The following is a 25,083-nucleotide window of genomic DNA, read 5'->3' as shown; positions in this document are numbered from 1 at the left end:
GACGACGATGACGACGACGCACACTGCTGACACCGCTGACGACGGCCGCGATGACGGCCGGGACTACCGCATCGAGCACGACTCCATGGGAGAGGTCCGCGTGCCCGCCCGGGCGAAGTGGCGGGCGCAGACCCAGCGGGCCGTGGAGAACTTCCCCGTCTCCGGGCAGCGCCTGGAGCGCGCCCACATCGAGGCGCTGGCCCGGATCAAGGGCGCCGCGGCCAAGGTCAACGCGGAGCTGGGCGTCGTCGACAAGGACGTCGCGGAGGCGATCGCGGACGCGGCCGCCGAGGTCGCCGAGGGGCGCTGGGACGCGCACTTCCCGGTCGACGTGTTCCAGACGGGCTCCGGCACCTCGTCCAACATGAACACCAACGAGGTCGTCGCGACCCTGGCCACCGAGCGGCTCGGCCGGGACGTCCACCCCAACGACCACGTGAACGCCTCCCAGTCGTCCAACGACGTCTTCCCCTCCTCGCTGCACATCGCGGCCACCGCCGCCGTGACCCGGGACCTGATCCCGGCGCTCGAACACCTGGCGGCCGCCCTCGAGCGCAAGGCCGAGGAGTTCGCGGACGTGGTGAAGTCCGGGCGCACGCATCTGATGGACGCCACGCCCGTCACCCTCGGCCAGGAGTTCGGCGGCTACGCGGCACAGGTGCGGTACGGGGTGGAGCGGCTGACGGCCTCGCTCCCCCGGCTCGCCGAGCTGCCGCTGGGCGGCACGGCGGTCGGCACCGGCATCAACACCCCGCCCGGGTTCTCCGCCGCCGTGATCGCCGAGGTCGCCCGCGCCACCGGGCTGCCGCTGACCGAGGCGCGCAACCACTTCGAGGCGCAGGGCGCGCGGGACGGCGTCGTGGAGACCAGCGGGCAGCTCCGGACGATCGCGGTCGGCCTGACGAAGATCGCGAACGATCTGCGGTGGATGTCCTCCGGCCCGCGCACCGGACTGGCCGAGATCAGCCTGCCGGACCTCCAGCCGGGCTCCTCGATCATGCCGGGGAAGGTGAATCCGGTCATTCCCGAGGCGGTGCTGATGGTGGCCGCCCAGGTGACCGGGAACGACGCGACGGTGGCGGCGGCCGGGGCCGCCGGCAACTTCGAGCTGAACGTGATGCTTCCGGTCATCGCGAAGAACGTGCTGGAGTCGGTGCGGCTGCTGGCGAACGTGTCCCGGCTGCTGGCCGACCGGACCGTGGACGGGATCGTCGCGCACCGGGAGCGGGCCCGCGAGTACGCGGAGTCCTCGCCCTCGGTGGTCACGCCGCTGAACAAGTACCTCGGCTACGAGGAGGCGGCCAGGGTGGCCAAGAAGTCCCTGGCCGAACGGCGGACGATCCGGGAGGTCGTGGAGGAGGGCGGCTACGTGGAGCGCGGGCTGCTGACCGCGGAGCAGCTGGACGAGGCGCTCGACGTCCTCCGTATGACCCACCCCTGAGCGGCCCGGCCCCGCGGGGCCGGGATGAGCCGAACGGGAGACCCTAGTATTTCCGCATGGCAGAGGACTCTGGAGCCGTGAGGCAGAGGGAGCGGGGCGCCGGAGTGCCCCACTGGGAACCCGGCACCCCCATCCTGTGGCGGTACCGCGAGAACGCCGGCCCGCGCATCCACATCGCCCGTCCCGTGACCGTCGTCCGGGACGAGGAGGACCTGCTCGCCGTCTGGCTGGCGCCCGGCACCGACTGCGTCCGGCCGGCCCTCGCGGACGGCCGCCCCGTCCACCTGGAGCCCCTCGCCAGCCGCTACACCACGCCCCGCACCACGCACCGCGGCCACTGGTTCGGCACCGGCGTCCTCAAGCTGGCCCGCCCCGGCGAGCCCTGGTCGGTGTGGCTGTTCTGGGAGCCGGGCTGGCGCTTCAAGAACTGGTACGTCAACCTCGAGGAGCCGTTGACCCGCTGGTCCGGCGGCGTGGACTCCGAGGACCACTTCCTGGACCTGTGCGTCTACCCGGACCGGAGCTGGGACTGGCGCGACGAGGACGAGTTCGCGCAGGCCCGGCGCGACGGCCTGCTCGACGAGGCCGCTGCCGCCCGGGTGCGGGAGGCCGGCCGCGCGGCGCTGGAGGCGGTGCGGGCGTGGGGCGCGCCGTTCGCGGACGGGTGGGAGAACTGGCGCCCGGACCCCGGCTGGCCCGTACCGGCGCTGCCGGAGGACTGGGACGCCGTGCCCGCCGCCCCGGCGGCCCGATGAGGGCGGCTCCCTCGGGCGCGCGCCCGCGTCGGCACCTCGTGTCCGGCATCGTATGTCCGTGCACACGGACGCATGAGACCCTTGTGGCGCCCCCTGGGGCCAACCGTAGGATCGTCCTCCGCAAGGGCGCCCGACGGCAATTCCCGCGGCGGGCGCCGGGCCTGACACTACGTCACCGAGGGGCGGCAGACCGTGAGCGAGGGCTACGAGGAACGGGCCGGCCACCTCGCCGGCAGGCCGTGCGGTGGTGTGGCGAGAACGGCCCCTGAGCACGCGCGAGCCCTGTTCCGCGACCCGGTGTCGCGGGTATCCGGAATGGCGCGGCACGAACTGCACGCGCGGCGCCCAGCCCCCGACGGACGGATTCGACACGCGTGACGGAGCAGCCCACATCCCATGAACGGCCCCAGCCCGGTGCCGTCCCCGCGCCCCAGCCGGGCGCCGGCCCCGCGGACCCCCGCGGGGCGCTCCCGCGTGTCCCCGCCTCCCCCGCCGTGACCGGCGCCGGCCCGCTCGGCGAGGGCGACCCGCTCGCCGCGCCGCAGGCCTCGGCGGGCGGTCAGGGCGGCCGGTCCACGCCGTCCGGCACCCCGCTGCCGCTGGACGAGGGGCCCGAGCACTCCCAGCCCGCCGCCGAGGAGCCCGGCCCGCACCGCCCGCGCCCGGCGCCGGACACCATCCCGGTGCAGCCGGCCTCGGGCGAGCAGGAGCGGACCCCCGCCCAGCCCGCGGGACCGGAGCGGCGCACGGGGCAGGCGGCACCGCCGCACGGCCCCATGCCGATGCGCCGGGACGGCGACCGGCTGCGCTTCGTCGGCGCCGCGACCCGCCGGATCGCCCGCGGCATCGACCTCGACGAGATCGTCATGGGACTGTGCCGGGCCACCGTGCCGACCTTCTCCGACGCGATCCTCGTCTATCTGCGCGACCCCCTGCCGGTCGGCGACGAGCGGCCCACCGGCCCGCTGCAGCTGCGGCTGCGCCGCACCGACCGCATCCCTCAGCAGCGCGACGTGGAGGACGGCATCCTGCCGGTGCCCGCACCGGAGAGCTCGGGCCTGGCCGCGCTCACCAAGGAGCTGTGCGAGGTGCGGCCGGGCGGCGCGCTGGCCGAGGTGCTGCGCGGGGTGCGCCCGGTGTTCGCCGACGCCCCCGGCGCCGCCGACGCGCTGCCCGAGCTGCTCGGCGACGACCTTCCCGTCCCGCCGGGACAGCACGCGATCCTCGCCCCGCTGCGCGGTCGCCGCCGGGTGATCGGCGCGGCCCTGTTCCTGCGCCGCCCCGAGCGCCCCGCCTTCGAGGCGGACGACCTGCTGGTGGCCGCGCAGCTCGCCACGCACAGCGCGCTCGGCATCGACAAGGCGGTCCTCTACGGCCGCGAGGCCTACATCGCCGACGAACTCCAGCGGACGATGCTCCCCGAGCACCTGCCGCGCTGCACCGGCGTCCGGCTGGCCTCGCGCTATCTGCCGGCGGCGGAGACCGCCCGGGTGGGCGGCGACTGGTACGACGCCATCCCGCTGCCCGGCAGCAGGGTCGCCCTGGTCGTCGGTGACGTCATGGGTCACTCCATGACCTCCGCAGCGATCATGGGCCAGCTCCGCACCACCGCGCAGACCCTGGCCGGACTCGACCTGCCGCCGCAGGAGGTGCTGCACCACCTCGACGAGCAGGCCCAGCGGCTGGGCACCGACCGCATGGCGACCTGCCTCTACGCGGTCTACGACCCGGTCGCGCACCGCATCACCGTCGCCAACGCCGGGCACCCGCCGCCGGTGCTGCTGCACCTGGGCGGCCGGGCGGAGGTGCTGCGGGTGCCCGCGGGCGCCCCGATCGGCGTGGGCGGCGTGGACTTCGAGGCCGTCGAGCTGGACGCGCCCGCCGGCGCCACGCTGCTGCTCTACACGGACGGCCTGGTGGAGTCCCGGCTGCGGGACGTGTGGACCGGTATCGAGCAGCTCCGCGAGAAGCTCGCCTCCACGGCGCAGCTCACCGGCATCGACCATCCGCCGCCGCTGGAGGCGCTGTGCGACGAGGTGCTCGACATGCTCGGCCCGGGCGACCGGGACGACGACATCGCGCTGCTCGCCGCCCGCTTCGACGGGATCGCGCCGAGCGACGTGGCGTACTGGTTCCTCGAGCCGGAGGACTCGGCGCCCGGCCGGGCCCGCCGCCTCGCCCGGCGCGCCCTGTCCCGGTGGGGTCTGGAGGAGCTGACCGACTCGGTGGAGCTGCTGGTCAGCGAGGTCGTCACCAACGCGGTGCGGTACGCCTCCCGGCCGATCACGCTGCGGCTGCTGCGCACCGACGTGCTGCGCTGCGAGGTGGGCGACGACGTGCCGCAGCTCCCCCGGCTGCGGCAGGCGCGGGCGACGGACGAGGGCGGACGCGGGCTGTACCTGGTCAACCGGCTGGCCCGCAGATGGGGGGCGACGCGGTTGAGCACGGGGAAGGTCGTCTGGTTCGAACTGAACCGGGGCTGACGGAACGAGGAGCGGCCGGGCCGCGCGACGGGGCGGGCGACCCCGTGGCACGGCCGCGCCCTGGACTGTCAACACGCGTTGGCCTAGGTTGGCCGCATGACCGGCACCACCGAGAACCCGCAGGCCGCACGGCGTTCCGACGCCACCCGGGCCACGATCCTCGCCGCGGCCCGCGAGCGGTTCGCCGCGGACGGCTACGAGAAGGCCACCATCCGGGCCATCGCGCGTGACGCGCGGATCGACCCCTCGATGGTGATGCGCTACTACGGCAACAAGGCCGGCCTGTTCGCGGCGGCCGTCGCGATCGACCCCGGGCTGCCCGGTATGACCTTCGACTCCCCCGAGGAGATCGGCCGCACGCTGGTGCGCCACTTCCTCACCCTGTGGGAGGAGAACGAGGAGTTCACCGCGCTGATGCGGGTCGGCGCCACCGACACGGCCGCCGCCGAGCGCATGCAGGTCGTGCTGCGCGAGCAGTTGATCCCGCTGGCCCGCCGGGTGGGACCCGATCCCGAACAGGCGGCCGCCCGGGCGGCCCTGTGCGCCTCGACGGTGCTGGGGCTCGCGCTGACGCGCTATGTGCTGCGGTTCCCGGCGAGCGTGGCCCTCGGCCACGAGGAGATCGTGGACTGGCTCGGGCCCACCCTCCAGCGGTACCTCACCGCGCCCACACCGTAGACCTCCCGGGTACCCCGGGCGGAGACGCCGGTTCCCCGCGCCCTTCACGGGGCGCGGGGAACCGGCGTTTCTCAGTTGCCGCCGTCGGGGCCGCCGAAGAAGCCGCCGCGGCCTCCGCCGTCCTCGCCCTCGTCGTCGTCCTCGTTCGAGGCCGTGTTGCTGGGGCTGGCGGGGGGCGAACTGGAGACGGGGGGCTTGGAGCTCTGGTCGCCACCCGCCGGCGGACTCGTGCTGGAGTCCGGGGACTCGGATTCGGGCGGCTCGCTCGACGCGGTGTTCGACGGGGTGTGGGACGGCGTGTTGCTCATCGAGGGCGAGTTCGTCTTCTCGACCGCCGCGCCCTCCTTGGTGTCCAGGTCGAACTTGGTGACCTCGTCGATCGCGTTGAACATGTACGTCGCCCAGATCTGCGCCGGGAAGCCACCGCCGTTGACGCGCGGCAGGCCGCCCGCCCCGTACATCTCCACCTGGCTGTGGTTCTTGGCGCTCTCGCCGAACAGCCCGACGGAGGTGACCAGGCCGGGCGTGTAGCCGGTGAACCAGGCCGACTTGTTGTTGTCGGAGGTACCCGTCTTGCCCGCCACCTGCTGGCCGTTGCGCTTGGGGTTGTCGCGCACGGAGGTGCGGGCCGTACCGTCGTCGACCACGCCGGTCAGCACGGAGGTGACCGTGTCGGCCGCCACCTTGCTGATCACCTGCCCGCCGATCGGGTCCGGCAGGTCGATCACCTGGTCCTTGTGCTCCACGGACTTCAGGATCGACGGGGTGACCTTCTTGCCGTGGTTGTCGAGCGTCGCGTAGACGCCGGCCATGGCGAGCGGGCTCGCGCCCATCGAGCCCAGGGTCTGCGCGGGCACCGCCTTCAGCCCCTCGGTGTCCATGCCCAGGTCGCCCGCCGTCTTCAGCACGTTGTCCATGCCGACGTCGACACCCATCTGCGCGAAGACCGAGTTGACGGACTGGTTCATCGCCGTCTGCACGGTGATGTCGCCGTAGTCGTGGTCGTCCTCGTTCTCCGGGGCGAAGGCGATGTCACTGCCCACGACGGGCCGCTTGCTGGTGCCGTCGTAGATCGTGTTGGAGTTGATGTCCTTGCCGTCCTGCGTCTTCGCGCCCTGGTCCAGGGCCGCGGCCAGGATCACGGGCTTGAAGGTGGAGGCGGGCTGGTAGTCCGTGCGGGTCGCGTTGTTGGTGAAGTGCTTGACGTAGTCGATGCCGCCGTACAGCGCGAGGATCTTGCCGGTCTTCGGGTCGACGGACACCGCGCCGGCCTGGATGTCCGCGTCGACCTTGCGCTTCTTCTTGTCGAGCTTGCTGGTGAGCTGCGACTTGACCGCCTTCTCCAGCTCCGCCTGCTTCTTGCTGTCGATGTTCAGGGTGATGGTCCAGCCCTGGTTCTCGACCTTCGCCGCCGCCTCGGACTGGGTGAGGTTCTGCTCCTTCATGAGCTGCCGCTCGAGCTGCGCGTTGGCGAGGTTCACCAGATAGCCGGTCTGCCCCTCCATGCCGGGAGCGGCCTTGGGGTCCTTCGGCACCGGGAACGTCATGTCGGCCCGCTTCGAGGCGTCGAGCCAGTGCTCCTCGACCATGTTGTCGAGGACGTAGTTCCAGCGGGCCTTGACCAGCTTCTTCCCGGTGTCCGTGGCCACCGCCCAGTCGTACTGGCTCGGCGCCTGGAGGAGCGCGGCGAGGTAGGCGCCCTGCGGGACGCTCAGGTCCTTGGCGTCGACGCGGTAGTACGCCTGCGCGGCGGCCTGGATGCCGTAGGCGCCGCGGCCGTAGTAACTGGTGTTGATGTAGCCGGCGAGGATGTAGTCCTTGGACTTCTCCCGGTCCAGCTTCAGCGAGATGACCAGTTCCTTGAGCTTGCGGGTGACCGTCTGGTCCTGCGTCAGGTAGTAGTTCTTGACGTACTGCTGGGTGATGGTCGAGCCGCCTTGGGCGCCCTTGCCGGAGAGGGTGTTGAGCAGACCGCGGGCGGTGCCCCTGAAGTCGACGCCGTTGTCGTTGTAGAAGCTCTTGTTCTCGGCGGCGACGAAGGTCTTCTGCACCGGCTTGGGGATGTCCGCGAGGTCGACCTCCTCGCGGTTGACCTCGCCCTTGCGGGTGAGCATCTTGCCGTCGCTGTACTTGTAGATGTTGCTCTGGAGCTGGGCGGCGGCGTTCCCCTCCGGAATCTTGATCATCATGTACATCACGACGAAGGCGCCGATGCCGAGCAGGCAGACACCGAGGAACGTGCCGAGGACCTTCTTCCAGGTGAACAGGCGGCGTATGCGGCCCTTCCCGGCGTTCTTGGCGGCCCTGCCGCCCTTCCCCCGGCCCTTGGCGGCCCGGCGGGCGGCCGCCCGGCCCTGACCCGCCGCCGCGTCGGCGGTGGAGTCCGCCGCGGACGGCGACGTGGCCTCACCGGCCTGTGCCGAGCGGTTCGGGGGAGCCGCGCGGCGGCCGCCGCGCTGCCGCGCTCGTCTCTCTTCCGCTCGTCCCATGAGTAGATCCGCTCCGCTTCGCTCTCGTCGGTCACGCAGGTGCGTCGCACAAGTCAGCTTTGAAAGCTAACACCGCCCGTTGTGACGCCAGTGCGGCAAAAACCGCCCTACCGCCCCTAAACGGACGTGACAATCAGCACCCGTCCGAAGAAATCGACGGCGCGCGCGGCTGAAGGGTTGCCCTGGCGGGTAAAGTGATATCACTTAGCTAGGTAGCGAAGAGAAACGATTGCTCTGTGAACGGGGGCCCTCACATGTCCACTCACGACCCGTCCGCCCACGACCCGTCCGCGTCCGGCACACCCACCCCGGACCCGTCCGGGGCCGGGGCGCCCGCGCCCGCCGCGGGTACGCCCGACGTCCCCGAGATGCCCGCGCCCGCCGTGCGCGAGTTCCCCGCCCACAGCATCGGCGGCGGACTCGCGCTGCTGCTCGGCCTCGTGGGACTGCTGATCGCGATCGGCCTGTTCGCGACCGCCGCCGCCCTCACCTCGGTCGGGGCCAAGGCGGTGCTCATCGTCCTCGGCATCCTGATCGGCATCTCGGCGCTCGTCGCCATGCGCGGGCTCAACATGGTCGCGCCGGGCGAGGCCCGCGTGGTCCAGCTCTTCGGCCGGTACCGGGGCACGATCCGGGACGACGGCCTGCGCTGGGTCAACCCCTTCACCTCGCGCCGCAAGATCTCCACCCGGGTGCGCAACCACGAGACGGCCGTCCTGAAGGTGAACGACGCCTACGGCAACCCGATCGAGCTGGCCGCGGTCGTGGTCTGGAAGGTCCGCGACACCGCACAGGCCTCCTTCGAGGTGGACAACTACGTGGAGTTCGTCGCCACGCAGACCGAGGCCGCCGTCCGCCACATCGCCATCGAGTACCCCTACGACGCCCACGACGAGGGCGGCCTCTCCCTGCGGGGCAACGCCGAGGAGATCACCGAGAAGCTCGCCGTCGAGCTGCACGCGCGGGTGGAGGCGGCCGGTGTGCAGATCGTCGAGTCCCGCTTCACCCACCTCGCGTACGCTCCCGAGATCGCCTCAGCGATGCTCCAGCGGCAGCAGGCGGGCGCGGTCGTGGCGGCCCGGCGGCAGATCGTGGACGGCGCGGTCGGCATGGTCGAGGCGGCACTGGCCCGCATCGCCGAACAGGACATCGTGGAGCTGGACGAGGAGCGGAAGGCGGCGATGGTGTCGAACCTGATGGTCGTGCTGTGCGGGGACCGGGCACCGCAGCCCGTGCTGAACACGGGGTCCCTGTACCAGTGAACGCCTCCGCCGGGGACGCGGAGCGTCCGCGGAAGCCGCAGCAGCGCAAGCAGGTGCTGCTGCGGCTGGATCCGCTCGTGTACGAGGCGCTCGCGCGCTGGGCGGGGGACGAGCTGCGGTCCGCCAACGCCCAGATCGAGTTCCTGCTCCGCAGGGCGCTCGGCGAGGCCGGGCGGCTGCCGCGCGGGGCGGGACCCATGCGGCCCCGGGGCCGTCCGGCGAAGGACGACTCCCAGGGTCCGGGGACGTCCCCGGAGTAGCGCCGCCCTGGCCGAAAACGCCTGTCACCGAACTGTGACAGTCCCTCCCCACCTGGGTCTCCTCACCGCATGCTCATGACCTGCGCACCCGGCGTATACACCAGGGGTATACATCGTGTGTACAGTGCTCGGCATGTCCATCGGTCACACGCTGCTCGGACTCCTGGAGTCCGGCCCCCGCCACGGTTACGACCTCAAGCGGGCCTTTGACGAGAAGTTCGGTCACGACCGGCCCCTGCACTACGGCCAGGTCTACTCGACGATGTCCCGGCTGCTGAAGAACGGGCTGGTCGAGGTCGACGGCATCGAGGCGGGCGGCGGTCCCGACCGCAAGCGGTACGCCATCACCGAGGCGGGCGTCACCGACGTCCACCAGTGGCTCGCCACGCCGGAGAAGCCCGAGCCGTACCTCCAGTCGGTGCTCTACACCAAGGTCGTCCTCGCGCTGCTCACGCACCGGGACGCCGCCGACATCCTGGACACCCAGCGCTCCGAGCACCTGCGCATGATGCGGATCCTCACCGACCGCAAGCGCCACGGCGACCTCGCCGACCAGCTCATCTGCGACCACGCCCTCTTCCATCTCGAGGCCGACCTGCGGTGGCTGGAACTCACCGCCGCGCGCCTCGACAAACTCGCCCAGGCGGTGACCCGATGACCCCTCCCTCCGGCTCCCTGCTCGCGGCCGAGGAGCTGCGCAAGGCCTACGGCCCCACGATGGCCCTCGACGGCGCGCACTTCTCGATCCACCCCGGCGAGGTCGTCGCCGTCATGGGTCCCTCCGGCTCCGGCAAGTCCACGCTGCTGCACTGCCTGGCCGGCATCGTGCCGCCCGACTCCGGCTCGATCACGTACAACGGGGCCGAGCTCGCCACGATGAGCGACGCCCAGCGCAGCGCGCTGCGCCGCTCCGAGTTCGGCTTCGTCTTCCAGTTCGGGCAGCTGGTGCCGGAGCTGACCTGCGTGGAGAACGTCGCGCTGCCGCTGCGGCTCAACGGCACCTCCCGCAAGGAGGCCGAGCGGGCCGCCCTCGGCTGGATGCAGCGGCTCGAGGTCGACGACCTGAGCAAGAAGCGCCCCGGCGAGGTCTCCGGCGGCCAGGGCCAGCGGGTCGCGGTGGCCCGCGCGCTGGTCACCGGACCGCGCGTGCTGTTCGCCGACGAGCCGACCGGCGCCCTGGACTCCCTCAACGGCGAGCGGGTGATGGAGCTGCTCACCGAGGCCGCCCGGTCCACCAACGCCGCCGTGGTGCTGGTGACGCACGAGGCACGGGTGGCGGCCTACTCCGACCGCGAGATCGTCGTACGGGACGGGAAGTCGCGGGACATGGAGCGCGCCGTATGAGCGCGCGCACCTGGGCCCGCGACCTCTCCCTGGGCGCCCGCTTCGCCGTCACCGGCGGCCGCGAGGGCTGGGTACGGACCGTGCTCACGGCCGTCGGCGTGGGGCTCGGAGTGGCGCTGCTGCTGCTCACCACCGCGCTGCCCAGCGTCATCGGCAAGCGGCACGACCGCGACGACGCCCGGACGGACTTCACGTTCAGCTCGAGGAAGGACATCCCGCGCGGCGAGGACACCCTGGTCTCGGCGCACGTCGACACCAGCTACCACGACGAGGAAGTCCGCGGCCGGCTGCTGCAGCCCGAGGGCCCCGAGGCACCGGTGCCGCCCGGTCTGCGCAGTCTGCCGAAGCAGGGCGAGATGTACGTCTCCCCCGGGCTGAAGAAGCTGCTGGCGTCGAAGGACGGCGCCCTGCTGCGCGAGCGGCTGCCGTACCGCACGGCCGGCACGATCGGCGACTCGGGCCTCATGGGTCCGCGCGAACTCGCCTACTACGCCTACTCCGACGACATCGCACGGCACGTCGGCAGCGACAGCAGGGTGGCCCGTATCAAGCAGTACGGCGACGTGGGGGAGGCGCAGGACGACGAGGGCCTGCCCCCGGTCCTGCTGCTGCTCATCCTGGTCATCTTCGTGGTGCTGCTGATGCCGGTCGCCGTCTTCATCGCGGCGGCGGTGCGGTTCGGCGGCGAGCGGCGGGACCGGCGGCTCGCGGCACTGCGGCTGGTCGGCTCCGACGGCGGCATGACGCGCCGGATCGCGGCCGGCGAGGCACTGGCCGGCTCCGTGCTCGGGCTGGTGTTCGGCACCGGCTTCTTCCTGCTCGGCCGGGAACTCGTGGGCTCGGTCGACCTGTTCGGCATCAGCGTCTTCCCGAGCTATCTGACGCCCTCCCCGCTGCTCGCTCTCCTGGTCGCCCTCGCGGTGCCCGCGGCCGCGGTCCTGGTGACGCTGTTCGCACTGCGCGGCGTCGTCATCGAACCGCTCGGCGTGGTGCGCACCGCGCGGCCCGCCCGGCGCCGGCTGTGGTGGCGGCTGCTGCTGCCGGTGGCCGGTCTGGCGATGCTCTCCCCGATGATCGGCAAGGGCAACGAGAACGGGGACTTCAACGAGTACCTGGTGGTCGGCGGTGTCCTGCTGCTGCTGGTCGGGGTGACCGCGCTGCTGCCCTGGATCGTGGAGACGGTCGTCGGACGGCTCGACTCGGGCGGTGTGGCCTGGCAGCTCGCCGTGCGCCGGCTGCAGTTGAGCAGCGGCACGGCGGCCCGCATGGTCAACGGGATCGCGGTCGCGGTGGCCGGGGCCATCGCCCTGCAGATGCTGTTCACCGGCGTCCAGGACGACTTCACCCAGGACACCGGCCGGGACCCGAGCCGCGCCCAGATGGAGGTCGACATGACGGCCCCGGGCAAGGCCGACCTGGTGGCCGGCAAGGTCGAGGAGCGGTTCCAGCGGACCAAGGGCGTGGCGGCCGCCGTGGCGCTGTCCGTCGACAGCGTCTCCGAACGGCGCAAGGATCCCGAGCTCTCCTCCGACATCACCGTCGGCACCTGCGCCTCCCTGCGCGAGATCGCCGATCTGCCCTCCTGCCACGACGGGGACGCCTTCGCCCTGCCGGCCCCCTCCGATCCGGGCCAGGGCCCCGGGGACGAGGTGGACCAGCTGCTCAAGCCCGGCCTCCAGCTGTACGTCGACCCTTCCTTCAGCGGTTCGCCGAAGGGTGCCGAGGTGGCCTGGAAGGTGCCGGACAGGCTGCCGGTGGTCAAGCAGCGGCACGACGCGCTGCAGAACGAGATCTGGGGTCTGCTGGTCACCCCCTCGGCCGCGCCCGCCGCGGCCCTGCCCCAGATGTCCGGCCGGGTGTACGTCCGGCTGGACCACGCGGTGCCGGACGCCACCGAGCACGTGCGGAACACCGCCGCCGCGCTGGACCCGTTCTCCGACGCCTGGACCTGGGTGTCGGAAAAGACCTCCGACCAGTACGAGGCCATCCGCACCGGCCTGTTCATCGGGGCGACCTGCGTGCTGGCGCTGATCGGGGCGAGCCTGCTGGTCTCGCAGCTCGAACAGCTCCGGGAGCGCAAGCGGCTGCTGTCGGCTCTTGTCGCCTTCGGCACCCGGCGGCGGACCCTGAGCCTGTCGGTGCTGTGGCAGTCGGCGATCCCCATCGCGCTGGGCCTGGTGCTCGCCTCCGTGGTCGGGCTGACCCTGGGCGCGGTGCTGCAGAAGATGTCCCAGGTGCCGGTGCAGATCTACTGGGGAAGCGTGCTGTCCATGACGGGCGTCGGGGCGGCGGTCGTCCTCACGGTGACGGTGCTGAGTCTGCCGGCGCTGCTGCGGCTGATGCGCCCGGAGGGCCTGCGGACGGAGTGAGCACGCGCGGGGCCGCGGGGAGGGACGGTAACGCCCCTCCCCGCGGACCCGTACGGCCCGTTCAGCCCCGCACGAGACGGACCGGCAGTGGCCGCAGCGCTTCCCTGAGCGCCGCGGCCAGTTCCGTGTACTCGGCCGCCCGCGCCGCCCCCGTCCGCATCGCCAGCGCCACCCGCCGCGTCGGCGCCGGATCGGCGAAGTACCCCGTGAGGAGGCTGCCGTTGCGGCTCGTCTCGACGGTGAGCGCGGTGCGCGGCAGCAGGGTCACGCCCAGTCCCCCGGCGACGAGCTGGACGAGGGTCGCGAGCCCCGCGGCCGTCGTCGTGACCGGGGCGTCGGCGCGTCCCGCCTCCCGGCAGATGTCGAGCGCCTGGTCGCGCAGGCAGTGCCCCTCGTCCAGCAGCAGCAGGTTGAGCTCGCGCAGCGCCGCGCGGGGTATGCCCTCGCGCCCGCCGAGCGGGTGGCCCAGCGGGGTGACCAGGACGAAGTCCTCGTCGTAGAGCGGGATCTCGGCGACGCCGGGGACGCCGAGGGGCACCGCGAGCAGCAGCAGGTCCAGGCGGCCGGTGGCCAGGCCGTCGAGCAGGCCGGCGGTCTGCTCCTCGTGGACCTGGAGGTCCAGCGAGGGGTAGCGCTCATGGACCAGGCCGAGGACGGTGGGCAGCAGATAGGGTGCCACGGTCGGGATCACGCCCAGCCGGAGCGCCCCGGTGAACGGCGCCCGCACCGCCGCGGCCTCCTCCAGCAGCGCGCCGACCTCCGCCAGTACGGCCTTGGCCCGCACCGCCAGCCGCTCGCCGGCAGGGGAGAGCAGCACCTTGCGCGTCGTACGCTCGACCAGCGTCACGCCGAGGGTCTCCTCCAGGGCGGCGACGGCACCGGAGAGCGCCGGCTGGCTCATGCCGATCGCGGCGGCGGCGTCCCGGAAGTGCAGGTGCTCGGCGACGGCGGCGAACGCCCGCAGTTGGGACAGGCTCGGCTGCCGGCGCCCGTGGGCCTTGGTTCCGGTGACGCCCGTGATTCCTGCCCTGGCCACGCAATTCACCCTTGGTCACTGATAGACGATGACGATCAACACGACCGAGTGTAGCTATTTCCCGAATCAATGCACCGTGTGCCACGATCATTCACGTCCAACCCATGAGAGGCGCCGTGTGAACGGGGCGCTTCTCGCGTACAAGGAGAGCGTGTGCTCACTGTCGGTGACAAGTTCCCCGAGTTCGAACTGACTGCCTGTGTCTCCCTGGAGAAGGGCAAGGAGTTCGACGAGATCAACCACAAGACCTACGAGGGCAAGTGGAAGATCGTCTTCGCTTGGCCCAAGGACTTCACCTTCGTGTGCCCCACCGAGATCGCGGCCTTCGGCAAGCTGAACGACGAGTTCGCCGACCGTGACGCGCAGATCCTCGGCTTCTCCGGCGACTCCGAGTTCGTCCACCACGCCTGGCGCAAGGACCACCCGGACCTGACCGACCTGCCCTTCCCGATGATGGCCGACTCCAAGCACGAGCTGATGCGCGCGCTCGGCATCGAGGGCGAGGACGGCTTCGCGCAGCGCGCGGTGTTCATCGTGGACCAGAACAACGAGATCCAGTTCACGATGGTGACCGCCGGTTCCGTCGGCCGTAACCCCAAGGAGGTCCTGCGGGTCCTCGACGCGCTGCAGACCGACGAGCTGTGCCCCTGCAACTGGAAGCAGGGCGAGGAGACGCTCGACCCGGTCGCCCTGCTGGCGGGTGAGTGACTCCATGTCCCTCGACGCGCTGAAGTCCGCCATACCGGACTACGCCAAGGACCTGAAGCTGAACCTCGGTTCGGTGATCGGCAATTCCGACCTCCCGGCGCAGCAGCTCTGGGGCACGGTGCTCGCCACCGCGATCGCCTCGCGCTCCCCGATCGTGCTGCGGGAGCTGGAGCCGGAGGCGAAGGCCAACCTGTCGCCCGAGGCGTACACCGCGGCCAAGTCCGCGGCGGCGGTCATGGCGATGAACAACGTGTTCTACCGCACCCGCCACCTGCTCTCGGACCACGAGTACGGCACGCTGCGGGCCGGGCTGCGGATGAACGTCATCGGCAACCCCGGGGTCGACAAGGTCGACTTCGAGCTGTGGTCCTTCGCGGTTTCGGCGATCAACGGCTGCGGGATGTGCCTGGACTCCCACGAGCAGGTGCTCCGCAAGGCGGGCGTCGAGCGTGAGGTGATCCAGGAGGCGTTCAAGATCGCGGCGGTCGTCGAGGCGGTCGGCGTGACCCTGGACGCGGAAGCGGTCCTCGCGCGGTAGCCACCGCACACCGGGCGTACGAAGGTCCCCGCACCCCCTGGAGGGTGCGGGGACCTTCATGCGTGCCCGGGAGCGGAGACCGGCGTCGCGTGGACTACTTGGCCGTCGGCTCCGGCTCCGGGCCCAGGTCCGCCGGGTCCGGATCGGGTGCCTCGCCCTCGCCGTAGGCGCGCAGATAGCCGACCACCGTGTTGGTGACGGCGACCAGCGGAACCGCGACCACCGCTCCCCCGATCCCGGCGATCATCCCGCCCGCCGCCACCGACAGCACCACGGCCAGCGGATGCACCCGCACCGCACGGCCCAGGATGAACGGCTGCAGGATGTGGCCCTCGATCTGCTGCACCGCCAGCACCACCACGAGGGTCATCACCGCCGCGAACACGCCCTGCGTCACCAGCGCCACGACCACCGCCAGCGCTCCCGACACGACCGCGCCCACCAGCGGGATGAACGCGAACAGGAAGATGAACACGGCCAGCGGCACCGCCATCGGCACCTCGAGGAAGTAGATCCCCAGCCCGATGAAGATGGCGTCGATCAGCGCCACGATCACCGTGCCGCGCACATAGGCCGTCAGCGTGCGCCAGGCCCGCGGACCCGCGCCCGCGACGCCCGGCCGCGCCGCCGCCGGGACCAGCTTGAGGGACCACTCCCAGATGCGCCGCCCGTCGTAGAGCAGGAACAGGGTGGAGAAGACGGTCAGCAGGATGCCCGTCAGGCCCTCCACGATGACCGTGACGCCCTCCAGGCCGGCCGACGTTATCTGGTCGGTGTTGGCCCCGATCGCCTCCCGCAGGTTCTTCGCGATGGCGTTGATCTGCTTGTCCGTCACGTGGAAGGGGCTGTTCAGCAGCCAGCGGCGCAGATCGTCGATGCCGTCCTGGATCTGGTCGGAGAGGTTGTCGATGTTCTCCATCACCTGCCAGGTGACGAACCATCCGATGAGCCCCATGACGACGAAGCCGAGGACCGCGGTGAGCGCCGTCGCCAGGCCGCGCGGTACGCCGTGGCGCCGGAGCCGGGCCACCGTCGGCTGGAGTATCGCCGTGATGAGCAGTGCGGCGACGAACGCCAGCACCACGAGCCGTACGGCGCTGATGACCCGCATCAGCACCCACACCGTCCCGGCCAGCACGAGCAGCCGCCAGCCGGCCTCGGCCGCGACCCGCACGCCCCACGGCACGGCCTGCGCGGGATCGGGCCGCCGCGGCCGGACGACGACGGGGGCGAGCGCGGCGGAGGCGGTGGCTCCCGCCGGTGGGCGGGCCGTGCGCGCGGAGTCCGCGGCCACCGGCGCACCGGGCGGGGGCTCCCCCGCCTCGGCCTCGGCCTCCCAGCGGGTGTCCTCCGGCGCGGCGGTCCCGGACCCCGAAGACCCGCTTTCCCCGGACGGACCGGCGGACGTGGTCGCCTCGGAGGCGCTCGCGTCGGTGACGCCGGCCGAGTCCGCGGAGCCCGGGGCGCCGGCGGGCTCGGCTGCGTCGGCCACCGGGCGGCCGTCGCCGCCGGGCGTACCGCCGGGCCGCCGTGGCGGCTGTTTCGGCCCGCCCGGTACGTCCTGCTCGCCCTCGACCTCCGCGCGTCGCGCGTCGAGCCGCTCACCCAACTCGGTCAGCCGGGCACCGGCCCGGCCGAGCCACTCCGGCACTCGTGACATGGTCCGTCCTCTTCCCCCGCTTTTCCCCACCACTCCCCCCTGGAGCTGTCGGATGGAACGCTACAGGGCAACAGCCCCTCCCCGTATGACGGAGAGGGGCTGTGCGGGGTTGAGCGGGGAGCGCCGGCGGACCGGTGGGAACCGAAGGCTCAGTAGTTCCCGTTCGCCTGCCAGTAGGACCAGGCGTCGCACGGGCTGCCGTAGCGCTGGTTCATGTAGTTCAGGCCCCACTTGATCTGGGTGGCCGGGTTGGTCTGCCAGTCGGCGCCGGCCGAGGCCATCTTGCCGGCGGGCAGGGCCTGGACGAGGCCGTAGGCACCCGAGGAGGGGTTGGTCGCCTTGTAGTTCCAGCTCGACTCGTGGTTCACGATGTTGCTGAAGCACTGGAACTGGCCGCTCGGCACGATCTGCCGGGCGATCGCCTGGACCTGGGCGATGGTGTACGAACTCTGGACGGAGAAGGTCGAGGCGTCCCGCGTGGCGCTGCGGCTGGACTCCTTCTTCTGCTTCGCCCGCTCCTTGGCATCGTTCGCCGCCTTCTCGGCCGCCGCCTTCTTGGCGACGGCGCTCTTGGCGGCGGCCTTGCGCGCGGCCGCCTCGGCGTCCTTGCGGGCGCTGGTGTCCGCGGCGATGGCCTGTGCGTCGGCCTGCTGCGCGAGGGACGCGGTCTGTACCTGGGCCTGCGTGCCCACGGGGATGTCCGACAGGAGCGTCGCGTCGGCGGTGGCCGCCTCCGCGTCGTTGTTCTGGGCAACGCTGCCCGAGGCAACGCCGACAACGCTACCGACGGCGGTGACCGCGGTGGCGGAGGCCACTGCGAATCCCCGGACCGAGATCCGGCTCACACGGTTTCCTTCCAGCATCGCCCGCTGAGGTGACCCTGGGCGGACGCGATCGTGCCCCTTGTCACTGGCCTCCCACCTACGGGGTCACGGGAGGCACGGGCCCGGTGGGCGACTCCCGTGACGGAAGTGCCGTGTGGTGCTCGGGCGGCATACGACGGCTCTATGGAGTTGGTGCTGTTTCCGGTGCGCCGAACCGCTGGGGGTACGGCTGTGTCGTATGCGGGGCCTGACAGAACCGAGACTCTGCCGTAACCCGATGCCGGGAATCAATTCAGTGTTGCGTGTGAAAGCTCACACCCCGCCGGCCCCAGCGGAACCACGGAAAACCGCACACAACGGGGCGCCGCCCGGCTAGGCTCTTGTGCCTTGTTGCCGGACGGCGCCAACTGCCGTGCGAATGCGATGAGTTGAGCGGAACCGCGCCGAAGCGCGGTGAATCGCTAGATGTGCCCCTCTTCCAGCATCTCGGTCACCAGTGCGGCGATCTGGGAGCGTTCGGACCGGTTCAGCGTCACATGGGCGAAAAGCGGGTGCCCCTTCAGCTTCTCCACGACCGCCACCACGCCGTCGTAACGGCCCACCCGAAGGTTGTCCCGCTGCGCCACGTCGTGGGTGAGGACCACCCGCGAATTGGCGCCGATCCGGGAGAGGACCGTCAGGAGCACGTTCCGCTCCAGGGACTGGGCCTCGTCCACGATCACGAACGCGTCGTGCAGGGACCGGCCGCGGATGTGCGTCAGCGGCAGCACCTCCAGCATGCCGCGCGCGGTGACCTCCTCGATGACCTCGCGCGAGGTCACGGCCGACAGGGTGTCGAAGACCGCCTGCGCCCAAGGGCTCATCTTCTCGGCCTCGCTGCCCGGCAGATAGCCGAGCTCCTGCCCGCCCACCGCGTACAGCGGCCGGAAGACCATCACCTTCTGGTGCTGACGGCGCTCCAGCACCGCCTCCAGACCGGCGCACAGCGCCAGCGCCGACTTGCCGGTGCCGGCCCGGCCGCCCATCGACACGATCCCGACGTCCGGGTCGAGCAGCAGGTCGAGCGCGACACGCTGCTCGGCGCTGCGCCCCTTGATGCCGAACGCCTCCCGGTCGCCGCGCACCAGCCGGACGGTGCCCTCGGCGGTGACCCGGCCGAGCGCCCTGCCGCGCTCCGACTGGATCGTCAGCCCCGTGTGCACGGGCAGGTCGGCCGCCTCCGGCACGTACACGTGTCCCTCCTCGAAGAGGACGTCCACCTGTTCGCCCGGCAGGGTCAGTTCCGACATCCCGGTCCACCCGGAGGCGTCCGTGATGGCGAGCTCCGCCCGGTACTCCTCGGCGAGGAGGCCCACCGAGGAGGCCTTGATCCGCAGCGGGAGGTCCTTCGACACGACGGTGACGTCGAACCCCTCGGCCTGCAGGTTGCGGGCGACCGCGAGGATGCGGGAGTCGTTGTCCCCCAGGCGGTAGCCGCTCGGCAGGACGCTGGGGTCGGAGTGGTTCAGCTCGACCCGGATCGTGCCGCCGAGTTCCCCGATCGGGATGGGGGCGTCGAGGCGTCCGTACCGCACCCGGTAGTCGTCCAGCAGGCGCAGGGCCTGCCGGGCGAAGTAGCCGAGTTCGGGATGGTGCCGCTTGGCCTCCAGTTCCGTGACCACCACGATGGGGAGCACGACCTCGTGTTCCTCGAAGCGGGTCAGGGCGTTCGGGTCGGCCAGCAGGACGCTGGTGTCGAGAACGTAGGTGCGCCGGTCGGACTTGCGGCGCTGTGTGCTGGTCACCACGGAAGGACGTACCCCCTCGGAAGAGGTCGGGGAGCGACGGAGAGGAGCTGGACCGGTCGACGGCCGCGATGCACGCATCGCGGAAGCCGGCGACCGGCCCTCCGCGTCTGCGTCCCGTGCTGAGACCGCACGGTCGGGCTGGTGCAAAGGGCCTCCCGGGCGGACGGCCCCGTGCCGTCCGCTGAGATACGACACCCGTGGTTCGGGTGTCGACCTGACTGGCTTATGCCCTGTTCGGCCTGCGGCCATGCAAGGGGTCGCCGGGGCGGCCCGGTGAACTCCGGGTGACGTGGGGCGCGCGGGGAGGGGTCGAAGGGGGGCTAGGGGAGTCCGGGGCGGCGGTGCGGGCCGCCGGAGCGACGGTGGGTCGACCGCCGGGACCGCGGTGGGTCAGCCGCCGAAACGGCGGTGGCGGGCCGCGTAGTCGCGCAGTGCGCGCAGGAAGTCGACCTTGCGGAAGGCCGGCCAGAACACGTCGCAGAAGTAGTACTCCGAGTGGGCCGTCTGCCAGAGCATGAAGCCGGACAGCCGCTGTTCACCGCTGGTGCGGATGACCAGGTCGGGGTCGGGCTGGTCACTCGTGTAGAGGTGCCGGCCGATCATGTCGATGTCGACGGACTCGGCGAGCTGCTCCATCGTCGTGCCCTTCTGCCGGGCGTCGTGGAGCATGGAGCGGACGGCGTCGGCGATCTCCTGGCGGCCGCCGTAGCCGATGGCGACGTTGACCAGTATCCCGTCGACGTCCGCGGTGGCCTCCTCGGCCTCCTTCAGCACCGTCTGCATCCCCGGCGGCAGCAGGTCGAGGGCGCCCACGTGGTGCACGCGCCAGCGGCCGTCGGCGGCGAGGGAACGCGCGACGTCCTCGATGATCCCGAAGAGCGGGACCAGTTCCTCCTGCGGTCGGTCGAAGTTGTCCGTGGAGAACAGCCAGAGCGTGACGACCTCGACGTCCGTCTCGCTGCACCAGCCGAGGAATTCCTCGATCTTGTCGGCGCCCGCCCGGTGGCCCTGCGCGGTGGTGGAGCCGGCGGCCTTCGCCCAGCGCCGGTTGCCGTCCATGATCACGCCGATGTGCTTGGGCACCTGGTCGTGGTCGAGGTGGCCCTCCACCCTGCGTGCGTAGACCCTGACCAGCAGGCGGCGCAGGTTGTCGCGCAGGTTCACGAGATTGTCAGCCCCTCCGTGTGGATCGGGATCCGTGCGGCCGTGTCGGCCTTCTCCGTGTGGCCGTGGCGGCCCTGCCGTCCGAATGGCGGTCCCGGGGGGCGAAGCCTACCGCTGCGCGCCGGGGCCCCCGGCCCAGGGGACGTCGGGGACCGGCCCGGCGGGGGGCAGTTGAGGGGCGGGAGGAGAGAGGAGGGCGCGGGGTCACCCCCCTCCTCCGTTCACCCGCCCGGGGGATGCGGGAACACGCCGATGACTCGACACCCACCCTCCGACATGCGTACGTAAAACCTGTGAAGGTGTCTACGAAGAGGTCGTCACACCTTCGAATCCAACGCGATTCGGTCAATCGGCCCGCTCGACCGGAAGTTCCGTCGGTCAGCTCGTCGCGGTCGGGCGAATGCGGAGAGTAGTTGTTCGGTGCTGATGCACGCATCACCCCTCACGAAGGGTTATGGTGGAACTCCCCCCCTCGGGCCGGTCCGTTTCCCCCCCACGGACCGGCCCGTTCTCTTTTCCCGGGCACCCGGCCGCCGGCCGTGAGGGGTGTGAAGAGCCCGGACGGCCGGAGGGGGTCGGGATGCGAGCGGCGGTGTTCTTCGTGGAGGGTGCCGGGGCGAGGCTCGGGCCGGTACCGCTGGAGATCGCGAGCTCGCGCCGGGAGCGGCAGCGGGGACTGCTCGGGCGGGACGGCGTCGAGGGGGCGCTGCTGCTCAGTCCGGCGAGCGTGGTGCACACGGTGGGGATGCGGTTCGCCGTCGACGTGGCCTACCTGGACCGGGCGATGCGGGTGCGGGCGGTACGGACGATGCGGCCCGGACGAGTGGGGCTGCCCCGGCCGTGGACACGGCACGTCCTGGAGGCGGAGGCCGGTGCGCTGGAACGGTGGGGAGTGCGCCCGGGGGTGGTGCTCGCGGTGCGGGAGGCGTGAGCACGGTCGGCCGAGCCGCCGTGGCGGGCCGGTGGAGTCACGGCTTCGGCAGGGTGGGTTCACGGCTTGGGCCGATGGGTTCACGGCTTGGGCCGATGGGTTCACGGCTTGAGCCGGTGGGTTCACGGCTTGAGCCGGTGGGTTCACGGCTTGAGCCGGTGGGCAGTGGGCCCCGCGCAGCCCCCTCCACTGCGCGGATCCCCGCCCGCGCAGCACTTTGCTGACGCGAATTAACTTGGTCCGAACTTACGGGACAAGAGGGTCCCGGGGCGAGGGTGCGGCGGTAACGATGTGGACAACGGTGAGGGCTCGGGGGGGGGAGCGGTCCCGCGGTGCGGGGCCGCGCTCCCTCAGGCGTGCGCCGGCTTGCGCGCCTCGATCAGGAAGCGGCTGCTGTGGGCCACGAAGGGGCCCCGGGCGGAGATGCGCTCGTGGAGCGCGCGGAGCCGGGGCAGGTGGTCCGCCGTGGTGAAGCCGGGGACGATCCAGATGACCTTGCGGAGGAAGTGGACCACGGCGGCGACGTCGTGGAACTCCATCCGCAGACGCTCCGCCCGCAGGTCGACCACGTCGAGCCCGGCGGCCCGTGCGGCCGCGCGGGCCTCCTCGGGATCACGCGCGCGGTACGCCTCCTCGGGCAGCGGCCCCAGGAAGTACTCGGCCAGCTCGAAGACGCTCTCCTGTCCGACCTGCTGGGAGTAGTACGTGCCACCGGGGCGCAGGACCCGTGCGATCTCCGCCCAGTGGGTGCGCACCGGATGCCTGCTGGTGACGAGGTCGAAGGCGCCGTCCGCGAAGGGCAGCGGCGCGTCCTCGGGCGAGGCGACCACCGCGACCCCGCGCGGCCCGAGCAGGGCGGTGGCCCTGGCGACGTTGGGCGGCCACCCCTCGGTGGCGACCGTCAGGAGGGGCAGCGCGGGAGCGGAGTGCAGCACCTCGCCACCACCGGTCTGGATGTCGAGGGCCGCCTTCGCCCTCGCCAGGCGGCGGGCCATGCCCCGCGCGTACCCCCAGGAGGGCCGCGCCTCGGTGGCCCGTCCCTCGAACCAGGAGAAGTCCCACCCCTCGACGGGCACGGCCTCGCCCTCGGCGATCAGCTCTTCGAAGGTGGGGACGTCCATGAGGCGTGATGCTGCCAGAGCGCCTGCCGGTGCGGCGAACGGTTTCCCGCCGCCCCGGCTCCTCTACGAGGCCGTACCGCTCCCACCGGAACCGTCCGAGGCCGCCCCGCTCCTCGGGAACGACACCTCCACGCGCCGGTTCTTGCGGCGCCCCTGCTCCGAGGTGTTGTCGGCGATCGGATAGTCCTCGCTGTAGCCCCGCACCTCGAAGGTGACGTCGCCGTCGAGCCGCGAGGCCAGCTCGTCGTGCACGGCCTCCGCACGGCGTTTGGACAGGACCAGACCGTGCGCGTACGAGCCGAGGTTGTCGGTGAAGCCGAAGACGCGGACGGCCTGCGCGTTCTGCTTCTTGATCTCCTCGGCGATCGCGTCGATCCGGGACCGCGCCTCCGGATTCAGCTTCGGGCTGTCCTTGGGGAACAGCACCTCCGCCTGGAGTGCGAACGTGACGTTCTCATTGGTGTCCTCCCGGCGCTCCTCACCGCCGAGGTCCTCCACGACCGACTTGATGTCCAGCACCTTCGCGGCGGCCAGCGTGGCCCCGTCGGCGAGCTTGAGGCCCGGGCTGTTCGGGTCGACGGTGGGGGGCGGGGAGGTCTCGACGGTACCGGGCGGACGGCTGGGATCCCCGCCGTCCCCGAGCGCGGGGGTGGGCGCGGAGAGGGCGAGCACGGTGAGGAGGGCGACGGTGGTGGTGGTCAGGGCGGGGGCGGCGGCCACGGGTCACCCCTCGGAGATCTCGATGGAGGCGGGCGGCATGGCGCCCACCTGGAAGTCGACCTTGGTGGTGTCCTCGGGTGGGGCGGGGAACTGGGCGAACCACGATGAGGTCTCGCCTTGCCGTACGCCGCCGGTGAACTGCGTACACAGGCAACGTCCCGAAGTGTCCCGCAGGATGAGGTACTTCTTCTTGCCCTGCGGATCGATCAGGGTGGCCCCGGCGATGGATGCCCCGTTCTTGGCCAACTCCCGCTCGTCGCCTCGCCAACTCGCCGCGATCCAGGTGTTGTCGGTGTTGTTGGTGACCGTACCCTCGACGGTCACGAACCCACCGTCGGTGCGCTTGGCGGAGGTCACCGCGAGGGTGATCCCATTCTCCCCCTTGACCTCGGCAAGCACTGTGTCGGACGACGGCTGCTCGGACTCCTTCTTCCCCTCTTCCTTCCCTCCGTCGCTTGTCTTCCCCGGAGCCGACGACGAAGAAGAGTCCTTACCGTCGTCACCTCCTCCACCGCAGCCGGCCACCGTGAGGAGCAGCCCAGCCGTGATCGCCACCGCGCTCAGCGCCCTGCGGCCCTTCCTGGTGTGCCGGTACGTCATCGGTACGGATTCCTTTCACTCGGCCAGATGCACGGAGAACAACACGGACGCGTCGGGCAGGTCGTCCGGATCGAAGTCGGTTGGATCGATGTTCACCGTCTGGCCGTCACAGTGCAGTTCCACGGGTTTCTCGGGATCAGCGTCCAGGTCGACGTCACACCGTGGCTGGATGATCGCAACGGCGTGGGCGCGGGCGTGCTTGCCTTCGGTGCCCGGGATGATCGACTCGCCCACCGTGTAGTTCGTCTGCACGGCCACCTCGAAGCCGGGGTGACCGTCGCGCACGACCGGTTGGGCCCCGCCCTGGACCGTCGAATCGTTCTGGGCAGCCAGTTCCTGAGCTGCGGCGTCGGCCCCCTCACCACCGGAGAACTTGCCGTCCAGCCAGCCCAGCCAGTCCTCGTCATGGCCTATGCCGGCACCCAGGCGGTCCACGAGCTCGTCGCGGGCGTCCTGTGCGGCTGCCAGCGCGGCGGCGTCCGCCGCGGACTGGGCACCGTTACGGGCGGAGGCCGCCTGGGCGAAGACGAAGAAGGCCAGGGCGGCGAAGAGCAGAATCGCCGTCAGCCAGATGTAGAGCGGCAGAATCTGCCCCTCGTCCGCCCGCAGAAGGCGCCTCAGCCGCCGATGACGTCTTGGACGGCGTTCAGTATTGCGGTCGAGATCAGACCGTCCAGTCCCAAACTGTCGATCAGCGTGAAGATCCCCGCAATGATGATCATCAGGCCCGCGTACTCCACGAACCCCGCCCCCGTGTCCCGTCCCGCCTCGCGCATGCGGGAGACGACGGTCTTTCTCCACCGGGTGAAGCGGCTGAAGCGGCTCATCTCGTCTGCCCTCCCGTTCCGTGGCACAGCCGACGTCGACACCGTACGTGAGAAGGCGTCTACTTTGCGTGGGTCCGGGGGCCCAA

Annotated in this window: 23 protein-coding genes; 12 read left to right on the top strand and 11 right to left on the bottom strand. The window is 71.5% G+C overall.

Going from position 1 to position 25,083, the window contains the following annotated elements; all coding sequences use genetic code 11:
- Positions 1 to 7: 7 nt before the first annotated feature.
- The 4 genes from OHB09_RS21110 (at position 8) to OHB09_RS21095 (ending at position 5,357) form a co-directional block, all read left to right on the top strand.
- A complete protein-coding gene (locus OHB09_RS21110; protein ID WP_093597216.1) occupies positions 8 to 1,441 on the top strand; it encodes a class II fumarate hydratase in 1,434 nt (477 codons plus the stop codon).
- Positions 1,442 to 1,497: 56 nt separating this feature from the next.
- Positions 1,498 to 2,196: a cytidylyl-2-hydroxypropylphosphonate hydrolase gene (fomD, locus tag OHB09_RS21105; RefSeq protein ID WP_191851524.1), complete on the top strand. Its 699-nt coding sequence runs from the start codon at positions 1,498 to 1,500 to the stop codon at positions 2,194 to 2,196.
- 374 nt (positions 2,197 to 2,570) lie between these two features.
- Positions 2,571 to 4,679 (top strand): SpoIIE family protein phosphatase, encoded by a 2,109-nt coding sequence (locus OHB09_RS21100; protein WP_078630765.1) that lies wholly within the window; start codon positions 2,571 to 2,573, stop codon positions 4,677 to 4,679.
- A 96-nt stretch (positions 4,680 to 4,775) separates the two neighbouring features.
- The gene (locus tag OHB09_RS21095; RefSeq protein ID WP_006138105.1) at positions 4,776 to 5,357 is read left to right on the top strand and encodes a TetR/AcrR family transcriptional regulator; all 582 of its coding nucleotides are present in this window, start codon (positions 4,776 to 4,778) and stop codon (positions 5,355 to 5,357) included.
- 71 nt (positions 5,358 to 5,428) lie between these two features.
- Here the strand turns inward: OHB09_RS21095 and OHB09_RS21090 are convergent, their stop codons facing one another.
- The gene (locus tag OHB09_RS21090) at positions 5,429 to 7,846 is read right to left on the bottom strand and encodes a transglycosylase domain-containing protein (RefSeq protein ID WP_328922367.1); all 2,418 of its coding nucleotides are present in this window, start codon (positions 7,844 to 7,846) and stop codon (positions 5,429 to 5,431) included.
- A gap of 368 nt (positions 7,847 to 8,214) precedes the next feature.
- On the opposite strand from OHB09_RS21090, the gene OHB09_RS21085 reads away from it, so the two are divergent.
- The 5 genes from OHB09_RS21085 to OHB09_RS21065 all read left to right on the top strand — a co-directional run bounded on the left by OHB09_RS21085 (position 8,215) and on the right by OHB09_RS21065 (position 13,081).
- Positions 8,215 to 9,108 (top strand): SPFH domain-containing protein, encoded by an 894-nt coding sequence (locus OHB09_RS21085; RefSeq protein ID WP_328923042.1) that lies wholly within the window; start codon positions 8,215 to 8,217, stop codon positions 9,106 to 9,108.
- On the top strand, positions 9,105 to 9,368 hold the full coding sequence (locus tag OHB09_RS21080; protein ID WP_006138110.1) for a hypothetical protein: 264 nt from the start codon (positions 9,105 to 9,107) through the stop codon (positions 9,366 to 9,368). The genes OHB09_RS21085 and OHB09_RS21080 overlap by 4 nt, the downstream gene beginning before the upstream one ends.
- A gap of 133 nt (positions 9,369 to 9,501) precedes the next feature.
- The gene (locus OHB09_RS21075) at positions 9,502 to 10,026 is read left to right on the top strand and encodes a PadR family transcriptional regulator (RefSeq protein WP_040893995.1); all 525 of its coding nucleotides are present in this window, start codon (positions 9,502 to 9,504) and stop codon (positions 10,024 to 10,026) included.
- Complete coding sequence (locus OHB09_RS21070; RefSeq protein ID WP_006138114.1) at positions 10,023 to 10,712, top strand: ABC transporter ATP-binding protein; 690 nt, start codon at positions 10,023 to 10,025, stop codon at positions 10,710 to 10,712. The genes OHB09_RS21075 and OHB09_RS21070 overlap by 4 nt, the downstream gene beginning before the upstream one ends.
- On the top strand, positions 10,709 to 13,081 hold the full coding sequence (locus tag OHB09_RS21065; protein WP_093597222.1) for an ABC transporter permease: 2,373 nt from the start codon (positions 10,709 to 10,711) through the stop codon (positions 13,079 to 13,081). Before OHB09_RS21070 ends, OHB09_RS21065 begins: the two co-directional genes overlap by 4 nt.
- 61 nt (positions 13,082 to 13,142) lie before the next feature.
- On the opposite strand, the gene OHB09_RS21060 is transcribed toward OHB09_RS21065, so the two are convergent.
- Entirely contained in the window at positions 13,143 to 14,117 is a 975-nt protein-coding gene (locus OHB09_RS21060) for a LysR substrate-binding domain-containing protein (protein WP_006138117.1), read from the bottom strand.
- A 153-nt stretch (positions 14,118 to 14,270) separates the two neighbouring features.
- Here OHB09_RS21060 and OHB09_RS21055 point away from each other — a divergent pair, with 153 nt between their 5' ends.
- Together OHB09_RS21055 and OHB09_RS21050 are read left to right on the top strand one after the other, a co-directional pair.
- Positions 14,271 to 14,825, top strand: coding sequence for a peroxiredoxin (locus OHB09_RS21055; protein ID WP_093597226.1), 555 nt, complete (start codon positions 14,271 to 14,273; stop codon positions 14,823 to 14,825).
- A gap of 4 nt (positions 14,826 to 14,829) precedes the next feature.
- Positions 14,830 to 15,363 (top strand): alkyl hydroperoxide reductase, encoded by a 534-nt coding sequence (locus tag OHB09_RS21050; protein ID WP_006138121.1) that lies wholly within the window; start codon positions 14,830 to 14,832, stop codon positions 15,361 to 15,363.
- 94 nt (positions 15,364 to 15,457) lie between these two features.
- Here the strand turns inward: OHB09_RS21050 and OHB09_RS21045 are convergent, their stop codons facing one another.
- The 4 genes from OHB09_RS21045 to OHB09_RS21030 form a co-directional block, all read right to left on the bottom strand.
- Positions 15,458 to 17,023: an AI-2E family transporter gene (locus OHB09_RS21045; protein ID WP_191851528.1), complete on the bottom strand. Its 1,566-nt coding sequence runs from the start codon at positions 17,021 to 17,023 to the stop codon at positions 15,458 to 15,460.
- A gap of 149 nt (positions 17,024 to 17,172) precedes the next feature.
- Entirely contained in the window at positions 17,173 to 17,868 is a 696-nt protein-coding gene (locus tag OHB09_RS21040; RefSeq protein WP_006138126.1) for an aggregation-promoting factor C-terminal-like domain-containing protein, read from the bottom strand.
- A gap of 440 nt (positions 17,869 to 18,308) precedes the next feature.
- Positions 18,309 to 19,634: a PhoH family protein gene (locus tag OHB09_RS21035; protein WP_006138128.1), complete on the bottom strand. Its 1,326-nt coding sequence runs from the start codon at positions 19,632 to 19,634 to the stop codon at positions 18,309 to 18,311.
- A gap of 390 nt (positions 19,635 to 20,024) precedes the next feature.
- Positions 20,025 to 20,798, bottom strand: coding sequence for an isoprenyl transferase (locus tag OHB09_RS21030; RefSeq protein WP_328918562.1), 774 nt, complete (start codon positions 20,796 to 20,798; stop codon positions 20,025 to 20,027).
- A gap of 580 nt (positions 20,799 to 21,378) precedes the next feature.
- On the opposite strand from OHB09_RS21030, the gene OHB09_RS21025 reads away from it, so the two are divergent.
- Positions 21,379 to 21,729, top strand: coding sequence for a DUF192 domain-containing protein (locus OHB09_RS21025; RefSeq protein ID WP_328918563.1), 351 nt, complete (start codon positions 21,379 to 21,381; stop codon positions 21,727 to 21,729).
- A 350-nt stretch (positions 21,730 to 22,079) separates the two neighbouring features.
- Here the strand turns inward: OHB09_RS21025 and OHB09_RS21020 are convergent, their stop codons facing one another.
- The 5 genes from OHB09_RS21020 to OHB09_RS21000 all read right to left on the bottom strand — a co-directional run bounded on the left by OHB09_RS21020 (position 22,080) and on the right by OHB09_RS21000 (position 24,997).
- Positions 22,080 to 22,850 (bottom strand): class I SAM-dependent methyltransferase, encoded by a 771-nt coding sequence (locus OHB09_RS21020; protein ID WP_328918564.1) that lies wholly within the window; start codon positions 22,848 to 22,850, stop codon positions 22,080 to 22,082.
- Between the two features lie 63 nt (positions 22,851 to 22,913).
- Positions 22,914 to 23,570, bottom strand: coding sequence for an OmpA family protein (locus OHB09_RS21015; RefSeq protein WP_328918565.1), 657 nt, complete (start codon positions 23,568 to 23,570; stop codon positions 22,914 to 22,916).
- Positions 23,571 to 23,573: 3 nt separating this feature from the next.
- Entirely contained in the window at positions 23,574 to 24,170 is a 597-nt protein-coding gene (locus OHB09_RS21010; RefSeq protein WP_328728592.1) for a hypothetical protein, read from the bottom strand.
- 15 nt (positions 24,171 to 24,185) lie between these two features.
- Entirely contained in the window at positions 24,186 to 24,755 is a 570-nt protein-coding gene (locus OHB09_RS21005; protein WP_328923041.1) for a pilus assembly protein TadG-related protein, read from the bottom strand.
- Positions 24,756 to 24,787: 32 nt separating this feature from the next.
- Positions 24,788 to 24,997, bottom strand: a complete 210-nt coding sequence (locus tag OHB09_RS21000; protein ID WP_328728593.1) for a hypothetical protein — start codon at positions 24,995 to 24,997, stop codon at positions 24,788 to 24,790.
- Between the last annotated feature and the right edge of the window lie 86 nt (positions 24,998 to 25,083).

This window comes from Streptomyces griseoaurantiacus (assembly GCF_036189845.1).
Taxonomy (GTDB): Bacteria; Actinomycetota; Actinomycetes; order Streptomycetales; family Streptomycetaceae; genus Streptomyces; species Streptomyces griseoaurantiacus.
This window is presented reverse-complemented; position numbering and strand designations above follow the sequence as displayed.